Raw genomic sequence first — 9,197 nt, forward strand, 5'->3', positions numbered from 1 at the left:
GGGCGGCCCCCCAAAGCCGCGCTTGAGCCGCCCGGCGCACCCGGACTGTCCGGCACGCTCAGCCCGTCCGGGGGTTCCTCCCGGAGGCAGCTCTGGGGGAGTTTGAGGACGGACCCTGTGCGACAGGTGCCCGCATGGTGCGGGCCACGGTCGGGGGCCGGCCCCCGAACCCCCGCTCCTCAATCGCCGGAGGGGCTGGGGGGTGCGGCTCCATCGCCGCGGGGCGGGGAGGGGCGGCGCGTTCTCGGGTGGGCGGGGCAGGGGCGCAAGGTGGGCTTTAGGGTCCCGCCCGACCATCGGCCCACCATGACTCCGCCGGAGAGGCAGCAGACGATGACAGCAGAGCTGACCGCACAGGTGTGCGTGGTCGGGGGAGGGCCGGCCGGGCTCACGCTCGCCATGGAGCTGGCCAGACGCTCCGTATCGGTGGTGGTCCTGGAACAGAGCGCCCACTTCAACAGGTCCTTCCGCGGCGAGTCCGTCTCCCCCGACTCCGTGTGGCTGCTCGACCGGCTCGGGCTGCTCGACCGGCTGGCGGGCACCTACGCGCAGATGCACCGCATGGAGCTGACCGACTCCGGCCGCACGGTGCTCCGCGCCGACTTCTCCGGCTTCCGCTATCCGCACCCGTACCCCGTGGAACTGCCGCAGCCCGCCCTCCTCTCCGCCCTCGCCGACGCGGGCCGCGAACACCCCGGCTACACCCTGCGGCAGTCGGCGACCGCCGTGGGACTCCTCCGGGAGCACGGCGACAGCGGGCCGGTGACGGGCGTCCGTGCCCGCACCCCCGACGGCGGGATCACCGTCCGCGCCGCGCTGACCGTCGCGGCGGACGGCCGGTTCAGCAAGGTCCGGGAGATGTCCGGGCTGCCGTACGAGAAACTCCCGCTGGACCGGGACGTGATCTGGCTGCGGCTGCCCTTCCCCGCCGAGTGGGACCGCAACACCTACCGCGTCCGCATCCACGGCGGCGAGCACGGACTCTTCATCCCCACCCACCCCGACAGCGTCCGCGTCGGCCTCAACATCCCCAAGGGCGGGCTGAGACAGCTCCGCGCCCAGGGGCCGGCCGCGCTCCACGAGCGCGTCGACCGGCTCGCCCCCGAACTCTCCGACACCGTGCGCGCCCATGTCACCACCTGGTCGGACACCTCCATGCTGGACATCTTCACCACCGTCGTGCCGCGCTGGTCCATGCCCGGACTCGTCCTCATGGGCGACGCCGCGCACACCCTCACCCCGATCCTGGGCCAGGGCGTCAACCACGCGATCATCGACGCCGTCACCCTGGCACCCCTGGTCGAGGAGGCCTTCGCGGCCGGCGGCGACGGCCGGGCGGCCCTGCTGCGGGCGGGCGAGGAGTTCCAGCGCGCCCGTGAGGAGTCCGTACGCCTCTCCCGGGCCCTGCAACTGCGGCAGGAGCACCTGTTCTCCCTCGACACCCGGCTCGGCGGTCTGCTGCGGCGCGCTCTGTACCGGGTGGTCGACCACAACCGGGCGCTCCAGCGCCGCGTACTGGCCCGTGCGTACTTCCAGGTCCAGCGGCCCGGCCCGGCCGTCGCCCGCCGGATCGCGCACAGCGGAGCCGCGCCGGCCGCCGGCTGAACCCGCCACCGGCACGCCCGGCCGCCCGGGTCCCCGTCGGGGGGCCCGGGCGGTCCGCCGTGCCCTCACCAGGCGACGGGCAGCCGGCTCAGCGCGTGCACCATCATTCCGCTGGTCATCGAGAGCGAGCCGACCTCCTCCGCGAGCCGCAGCCCGGGGAACCGCCGGATCAGCGAGGAGAGCGCGATCTGGAGCTCGGCGCGGGCGAGCGCGGCCCCCAGGCAGAAGTGCGGGCCGTGGCCGAAGGCCAGATGCCCGCCGGCCGACGCCCGCTCGGGGTCGAAGGCCCCGGTCGCCTCCCCGAACCGGGCGGGGTCCTGATTGGCGGAGCAGACCGCCGCGATCACCCCGCTGCCCCGGGGGATGACGGTGTCCGCGATCTCCACATCCTCCAGCGCGACCCGGAACGGGCCCCCGTCGCCGATGGGGTTGAGCCGCAGCAGCTCCTCCACCACGGGCCCGATCGACTCGGGGCGCTCCCGCAGCGCGGCCAGCCTCTCCGGGTGCCGCAGCAGCGTCAGCACACAGGTGCCGATCATGCTCACGGTGGTCTCGTGACCGGCCACCAGGAGGGTGATGCCCATGGTGATCAGCTCCATCTCGCCGAGCCGGCCACCGTCCTCGTCGTGGACGGCGACCAGGGCGCCCATGAGATCGTCGGCCGGCTCCTCGCGCTTGTGCCGCACCAGCTCGCCCAGGTACTTCACCATCGACATCCGCTGCTCCATCACCTCCTCCGGGGTGTGCGAGGTGAGCGAGACAAAGGCGTCGGACCAGCCGCGGAAGCGGTCCCGGTCCTCGAAGGGCACGCCCAGCAGCTCACAGATCACCATCACCGGCAGCGGGAACGCGAACACCGGGTTGAGATCCACCGGCGGCGACAGCCCCTCCATCGAGTCCAGCAGCTCATCGGTCATCCGCTGAATCCGGGGGCGCAGCTCCCGCACCCGGCGGGCGGTGAACGCCCGCGAGACCAGCTTGCGCAGCCTGGTGTGCTCCGGCGGGTCCATGGTGAACAGGCTCCCGCCCATGGGGGGTGCCGCCGTGAGCCGGGGGGCTCCCTCGGCCAGCATCGCCGCCCGGCTGAACCGGGGGTCGGCGAGGACGGTGCGGACATCGTCGTACCGGCTGACCACATACCCCTCGTCCCCGCTGGGCAGCTCCACCCTCGCGACCGGGCACCGGCCGCGCAGCTTCTCGTAGACGGGCGGCACCTCCACCGCCGAGGGGCGGGGGAAGGGGTACCGGAGTCCGGTGCCGGACTCGGCCGGGGGCGGCGGGGCGTTGTCCATCGTGTGGCCTCCAGGGGCTCGGAACCGTCCGGCGGACTCCCCGCGCGGTGCCGCGAGAGTCCCAGCGTCCGCTTGTGCGGCGGTGAAGGGCCGCTGAACAGACGGCCCGGGCCCGGGGACGCGGGCCACGGGTCCCCGCCCACGGCAGGCCAGGCCACAGGCCCGCGTCCCCGGGGCGGGGGCGCGGGCCGGCCGTTCGGCGCGGAGGGGTCAGCGCTGCCAGCCCTCCGGTGTGCGCAGCCCGAACCCCAGCGCGCGCGAGAGCGCGATCGTGGTCAGCCAGGCCATCCCGAAGGTGAACGGGGCCGCGATGTCCTCCGGGGCGTCGCCCAGGAAGCTGAACAGCACCATGATCCCGAACGGGGGGAGGGCCCGGTGCAGCAGATTGAAGAGCGGCACCGCCCGGGCGGGGAGCTGCCCCGGCGCGTGCCGCTCGCCGAGACCGGCCAGCCGGCTCAGCTCCGGCAGGACCGCCCCGGCGGCCGCGGCCGGGATCACCCAGCCCTGGTGTTTCACCACCTCGAAGATGTCCCAGGCCAGCAGGAGCGCGCCCAGCGCCCCCCAGAGGGCCCGCTGCGATCCGGGTGTCGAACTCCTGGTGGCACCCGCGGGTTCAGTCATCACCATGTGTGTCTCCTCGACGGCGAGGCGGCGGACCGGACACCCGGCCGCACGGCACTGGGCGGCCGGGGTACGAATCATCCGTCGGCTCACTGGAGCGCCGCTGGAGCCGGGGCTCACCGCCCCCGGCCGGACGGCTCCCACTCCGGCGCCGCCACCATCTCCAGGACGGCGCAGGTACAGCTGAACCCGGAGCCCCCGCCGACCAGCAGCACCCGGTCGCCGGGGCGCACCTCCCGCCGCTCGACCAGATCGTTGAACCCGGCGATCTGGTCCCCGGCCCCCAGATGCCCCACCCGGCGGGCGAACTCCCAGGTGGACAGCGACACCGGCAGCCCCAGCAGCTGGGGCAGCTGCCACTGGAGCCGGCCGAGCCCGCTGGCCAGGGTCACCACCCGGGCGATGTCGCCCCGGCCGGTGCCCGATTCGGCCAGGACCGTGTCCACCACCGACCGCACCACCGCGCCGACCCGCTCGGTCGCCTCCCGCAGCCCGCCCCGGGAGCGCAGATAGTGCCCGACCCGGCCCCGCAGATCCAGCGGCCCGGACGAGGGCAGCGGGCGCAGCGCGGGGCCCCGTACCACCGCCTCCAGCGAGTTGTCCGCCTCGCTCGCCGTCGACAGCAGCCGGGCGAAACCGCCCCGGGCGCTGAGCAGCAGCGCCGTACCGCCGTCCCCGTACACGAATCCGGGCTCGCTGCTCCAGCGGCTGACCAGCGGGGCGCCGAACCGGTCGGCGGTGGTCACCATCGCCGCTCCCGCGCCCGGCCGCGCGCCCACCTGGCGGGCCGCCACCTCCAGGGCGCCCAGACCGCCGTTGCACTCCTGGTCCAGGCCGAAGGCGGTCACGCCCCGGCCCAGGGCGTGCCCCGCCACATAGGAGGCGGCCGGCCACATCTCGACCCCCTGGAACCAGATACCGCTGTGGATCAGCAGCTCCACCTCGCCCGGGTCCAGCCCCGACCGCTTGAGCGCCGTCGTCGCCGCGTGGACGGCCATGTCCGGGGGAGCCATGGTCTCCGCCGCGACGGAGACCGACAGCAGCTCGTCCGCCGCGTGCTGTTCCGGGTCGTACGCGCCGCGTTCCACGGCGGAGCGGGCGGACTCGGGCCCGCCCAGCCACACTCCGGTCCCCGCGACGTACACGCCTTCCCACCGCATGGGAACTCCTCTCCTGGACCGTCGGTCCGGGTCAGGCCGGGCCGACGGTCTGCCGGCGCAGCGCCGACACCACCCGCCACAGCGCGGCGGGGGTGGCGAAGGTCGCGGTCACCAGTGCGGTGTCGGGTACGGCGATGCCGTACGCCGACTCGACCCGCACCAGCACCTCCACCATGGCGAGCGAGTCGAGCCCCGCCGCCTTGAGACTGCTGTCGGGCAGCAGCGGGCCCTTGGCACGCAGCCGGGGCAGGACCTCGTGGAGCAGGGTCTCGAAGGTTCCGTCCCAGGGCGGTTCCCCGGTGGCGGCGGTCCGCTCCGGTGCGCCGGATGAGGTGTCGGTCATGGCGTTGGTGTCCTCCGTGCTCGTTCCGGTGAGCGGTTCGACCGTGTGGCGCCGCAGCTCCAGCCGGGTGGCGGAGACGGTCGCGCCGCCGTCCACCAGCACCTCGGCCGGCGCCGGGTGGCCGAGGAATCCCAGCAGGCTCGCCGACAGCCCGTAGGCGCCGACATGGGGGAAGACCAGCAGATCCCCGGGGCGCACCCCGGGCAGGTCGGCGGCGCGCGCCAGCACGTCCGCCGGGGTGCACAGGGGGCCGGCGAGGGTCACCGTCGCCGGCTCCCCCGCAGGGTCGGGGCCAGGTTCGGCTCCGGGGCCGGGGGGCAGCGGCCGGGCCGACAGCGGCAGCAGCCGCCCCAGCCCCGACAGCCCGCCGAGGTGGTTGATCCCCGAGTCCAGAACCGCGTAGTCGCTGCCCCGGCTGTGCTTCACATCGGTGACGGTGACCACCAGCCGGCCGCTGTCCCCGACCAGATACCGCCCCGACTCGAAGGCGATGACCGGCTCGCCGTCGCGCCAGCCCGGCAGCCACTCGTCCAGCACCCCGGCCAGCGCCGTCCGCAGCCCCCGGTAGAGGGGCCGTTCGCCCGGCGTCGCGTACGGGGCGGCGAACCCGCCCCCCAGATCGAGCAGATGGAGCGGGATGCCCAGCTCGTCCCGGAGCCGGGCCGCGGTGCGCACGCTCTGCGCCAGCTCGGCCGCGAGCCCCTCCTCGTCGCGGGCGTTGGTCAGCGGGAAGAAGTGCGTCCCGACGATCCGGGTGCCGGGCGCGAGCAGCCGCCCGCGCTCCGCCGCCAGCCCGTCCGGGTCGAAGCCGAACTGCGAGGGCCCGCCGGTCATCCGCAGCCCCGCCTGGCCGGGCGCGCCCGCCGCGTTGATCCGCAGCACACAGTCGGCGGTGACACCCCGCGCCGCCGCCGCGCGGCCGATGCGCTCCAGATCACCGAAGGACTCGGCGGAGAAGGTGCGCATCCCCGCCGCCACCGCCTCGTCCAGCTCGGCCCGCACCTTCCCCGGGCCCGAGTACATCAGCTCCGCCGCCGGATGGCCCGCCTCCAGCGCCGCGGCCAGCTCCCCGCGCGAGGTCACCTCGGCACGGGCGCCGCCCCGGCGCAGCTCGGCGACCAGACCGGGGTGCGGATTGGCCTTGAGCGAGTAGTAGACCCGGCTCGGCTGGGGCAGGGCCGCCCGCAGATCCTCCAGCGCGGTCCGCACCCTGGCCAGGTCGTAGAGGTACAGCGGGGAGCCGTACCGCTCGACCAGCCGCCGTTCGACGGTGGTGGTCCGGTCAGTCGCCATCGCTCTCCTCCTCCACGAGCCGCCTGCGCAGCTCCTTGCGGTCGGTCTTGCCGTTGGGGGTGAGCGGCAGGGCGTCCAGCACCCGGCACTCGTCCGGCACCTTCGCGGCCTCCAGCCGCTCGCCGAGGCGGGCCAGCACCTGTTCGCCGCCGAGCGAACCGCGCTCGCACACGGCGAAGAGCACCATGTCGCGGCCGTCCCCGGGGGCCAGCAGCGCGGCGTCCCGCACCCCGTCGATGTCGAGCGCGGCGGCCTCGATCTCCACACAGCTCATCCGCGAGCCGCGCCGTTTGAACAGATCGTCCCGGCGGCCCTGGAAGTAGACGTGCCCGTCCTCGTCGAGCCGGCCGTAGTCCCCGGTGTGCAGGGTCACCGCCCCGCCGGGCCCCTCGCGCCGGAAGCGCAGCGCCGTCGCCTCGGGCGCGCGCCAGTATCCCGCCATCACATGCGGCCCGCGCACCACCAGCTCGCCGACCGCGTGCGGCGGGAGCGGTTCGCCGTCGTCGCCGAGGACCAGTACCTCGGTGCCCGGCAGCGCGGTGCCGACCGAACCCGGGCGCGCCAGATCGCCGTCGGGCTCCAGGATCGTGATCCGCTTGCACTCGGTGGTGCCGTACATCGGCGCCACGGCCGCGCCCGGGAACGCCTCCCGCAGCGAGGCGATCAGCGGCGCGTTCAGCGCGGCCCCGGTGTTGGTGAGGAGCCGGACCCGGGTGGGCCCCGGGTCGCGGGCGGCGAGCCGCACCAGCAGCTCGCCCAGCGACGGTACGAGCGGGACGACGGTCGCCCGGTGATCGCGGGCGAAGCCCAGCAGCCGGGCGTGGCTGTCCGCGCCCGAGAGCAGCAGCTCCGCCCCCGCCCACGCGGTGAGCAGGATCTGGAAGAGGCCGTAGTCGAAGGAGAGCGGCACGGCGGTGAGCACCACATCGTCCCGGGTGTAGCGCAGCCGGGCCGCGATGGCCCGCGCGGCGAACGCCACCGGCCCGTGCGGACAGGCCACCGCCTTCGGCGCCGAGGTGGAGCCCGAGGTGTAGATCAGCAGGGCCAGCCGGTCGGCGGGCACCTCCCGCTCGGTACGCGACGCGGGGTCGGCCGGGCCCGTCGCGTCCAGCTCCCCGGCGACGACGACCGGCACCCCGGCCGGCCAGAACAGCCCCTCCGTACCCGTCCGTTCCTCCTCGTCGGCCACGATCAGCGAGGGCTCGGAGTCGGCCAGCACGGCCGAGAGGTGAAAGGCCTTCATCCCGGGGTTCACCGGCACCAGGACCGCGCCGCGCCGCCAGGTGCCGTACAGCACGGCGGTGAACTCCCGGACGCTGCCGATCCGGGCCAGCACCCGGTCGCCGGGCCGGATGCCGCAGCCGTCGAGCACCCGGGCGAAGGAGTCGGCCGCCGCGTCGAGTTCGGCGTAGGTCCACACTCCCCTGCGGTCCCGGACCGCGGGGGCGCCGGGCCACCGGGCGGCGGCGGCCGTCAGGAACACCTCGGCCGCGTTCGCCACCCGGGGGGCGGTTTCGGTGCCGGCGGCGTTGTCGATCAGTGCCGGCGCGGGGACGGCACTCGCGGCGGTGGCGGTCACGGCCGCTCCTCCCGGTGGTCGTCGGCGGCGGCCGGGAAGCCCCAGGCCGGTGCGGTGGTGATCTCCAGCACCGCACAGCTGGCGGTGCCGGGCCCGGCGGAGAGCACCAGCACCCGGTCGCCCGGGGCCAGCAGCCCCCGCTCGGTCAGATCGTTGAGCGCCGCGAACTGGTCGCCCGCGCCCAGGTGCCCGGTGCGCCGGCCGAACTCCCAGGTGGTGCGCTCCTCGTCGACCCCCAGCAGCTCCTCGGCCTGCCACCGCGTCTTGCTGCGGCCCCCGGTGGGGATCACCACCCGGGCGAGCCGCGAGCGCTCCGTACCGGACTCGGCCAGGGCGTCGTCCACCGCGCCCCCGACCATCGCGACCAGCCGGTCGGTCGCCTCGCGGATATTGCCGTGCGCGCGCAGATAGTGGACGAACCGGGCGGCGTGGTCGTACGGCTCCCCGGTGGGCAGGGGGGTCGGTCCGGAGCCCCGGGCCAGCGCCTCCATCCGGTTGTCGGCGCGGGTCGCCGTCGACAGCAGCCGGGCGAAACCGGTCCGGTTGGAGAGCACCAGCGCGGTGCCGCCGTCCGCGTACACCAGACCGGGCTCCGCGCGCCAGCGGTCGATCAGCGGCGCGCCGAAGCGGTCGGCGGTGGTGAGCACGGCCGCGGCGGCGCCGGACTCGGCGGTCAGATGCCGGGCGGCCAGGTCCACCGACGCGACGGCGGCGTTGCACTCCTGCCTGACCTCGAACGCCGGCACCCCCGAGCGCACCGCGTGATCGGCGATGTACGACGCGACCGGCCACATCGTCTGGCCCTGGAACCAGACGTAGTTGTGCAGCAGCAGCGCCACGGATTCCGGGTCCAGCCCCGACCGCTTGAGCGCGGTGGTGGCCGCCTGGACGGCCATGTCGGGCGGGGAGACGCTCTCCTCGGCGATCCGCACGGACAGCAGGCCGTCGGCCTCGAACTGCTCCGGGTCGTAGTGACCCGCCGCCACGGCGGCGCGGGCGGGATACGGCTCGGGGAGCCAGGCACCCGTTCCCGCCACATAAACGCTTTCCCAGCGCATGGTTCTCCCATCGTCGGTGGGCGCTCCCCGGACGGCGCCGGCGGTACCCGCCGTGCGGCCGTGCCGCGCGTCCGGGGAACGGCCCTCGCGGGGATCGTGGGGGCTGCCGCTTTCGCCCGGCTAAAAGCCGCCGGCGCCCCCGTGCGCGGGCACACCGGGACCGACGATCAGACCGCTCTCGTCGCGCAGGGGGACCTTGCCCCGGGCCGAGCGGCCGAGGGTGCCGTTGTCGATCTCCATCACGGC

The 9,197-nt window shown here is 75.1% G+C and carries 7 protein-coding genes; 1 reads left to right on the top strand and 6 read right to left on the bottom strand.

The genetic code is table 11. The features are described from left to right. The first annotated feature begins 333 nt into the window (after nucleotides 1-333). On the top strand, nucleotides 334-1,605 hold the full coding sequence (locus tag ACWCRA_RS27140) for an FAD-dependent oxidoreductase (RefSeq protein WP_451068833.1): 1,272 nt from the start codon (nucleotides 334-336) through the stop codon (nucleotides 1,603-1,605). Nucleotides 1,606-1,670: 65 nt separating this feature from the next. Here the strand turns inward: ACWCRA_RS27140 and ACWCRA_RS27145 are convergent, their stop codons facing one another. The 6 genes from ACWCRA_RS27145 to ACWCRA_RS27170 all read right to left on the bottom strand — a co-directional run bounded on the left by ACWCRA_RS27145 (nucleotide 1,671) and on the right by ACWCRA_RS27170 (nucleotide 8,951). Beyond that, nucleotides 1,671-2,897 (bottom strand): cytochrome P450, encoded by a 1,227-nt coding sequence (locus ACWCRA_RS27145; RefSeq protein ID WP_451068834.1) that lies wholly within the window; start codon nucleotides 2,895-2,897, stop codon nucleotides 1,671-1,673. A gap of 210 nt (nucleotides 2,898-3,107) precedes the next feature. Further along, the gene (locus tag ACWCRA_RS27150) at nucleotides 3,108-3,524 is read right to left on the bottom strand and encodes a hypothetical protein (protein ID WP_351559543.1); all 417 of its coding nucleotides are present in this window, start codon (nucleotides 3,522-3,524) and stop codon (nucleotides 3,108-3,110) included. Nucleotides 3,525-3,634: 110 nt separating this feature from the next. Next, on the bottom strand, nucleotides 3,635-4,678 hold the full coding sequence (locus ACWCRA_RS27155) for a ketoacyl-ACP synthase III family protein (RefSeq protein ID WP_351559541.1): 1,044 nt from the start codon (nucleotides 4,676-4,678) through the stop codon (nucleotides 3,635-3,637). Between the two features lie 31 nt (nucleotides 4,679-4,709). Beyond that, nucleotides 4,710-6,314 (bottom strand): phosphopantetheine-binding protein, encoded by a 1,605-nt coding sequence (locus ACWCRA_RS27160; protein ID WP_451068835.1) that lies wholly within the window; start codon nucleotides 6,312-6,314, stop codon nucleotides 4,710-4,712. Continuing rightward, complete coding sequence (locus tag ACWCRA_RS27165; RefSeq protein WP_451068836.1) at nucleotides 6,304-7,893, bottom strand: class I adenylate-forming enzyme family protein; 1,590 nt, start codon at nucleotides 7,891-7,893, stop codon at nucleotides 6,304-6,306. Before ACWCRA_RS27165 ends, ACWCRA_RS27160 begins: the two co-directional genes overlap by 11 nt. Beyond that, a complete protein-coding gene (locus ACWCRA_RS27170) occupies nucleotides 7,890-8,951 on the bottom strand; it encodes a ketoacyl-ACP synthase III family protein (RefSeq protein WP_451068837.1) in 1,062 nt (353 codons plus the stop codon). The genes ACWCRA_RS27165 and ACWCRA_RS27170 overlap by 4 nt, the downstream gene beginning before the upstream one ends. Between the last annotated feature and the right edge of the window lie 246 nt (nucleotides 8,952-9,197).

The sequence above is a fragment of the Streptomyces sp. NPDC001889 genome, assembly GCF_053594535.1.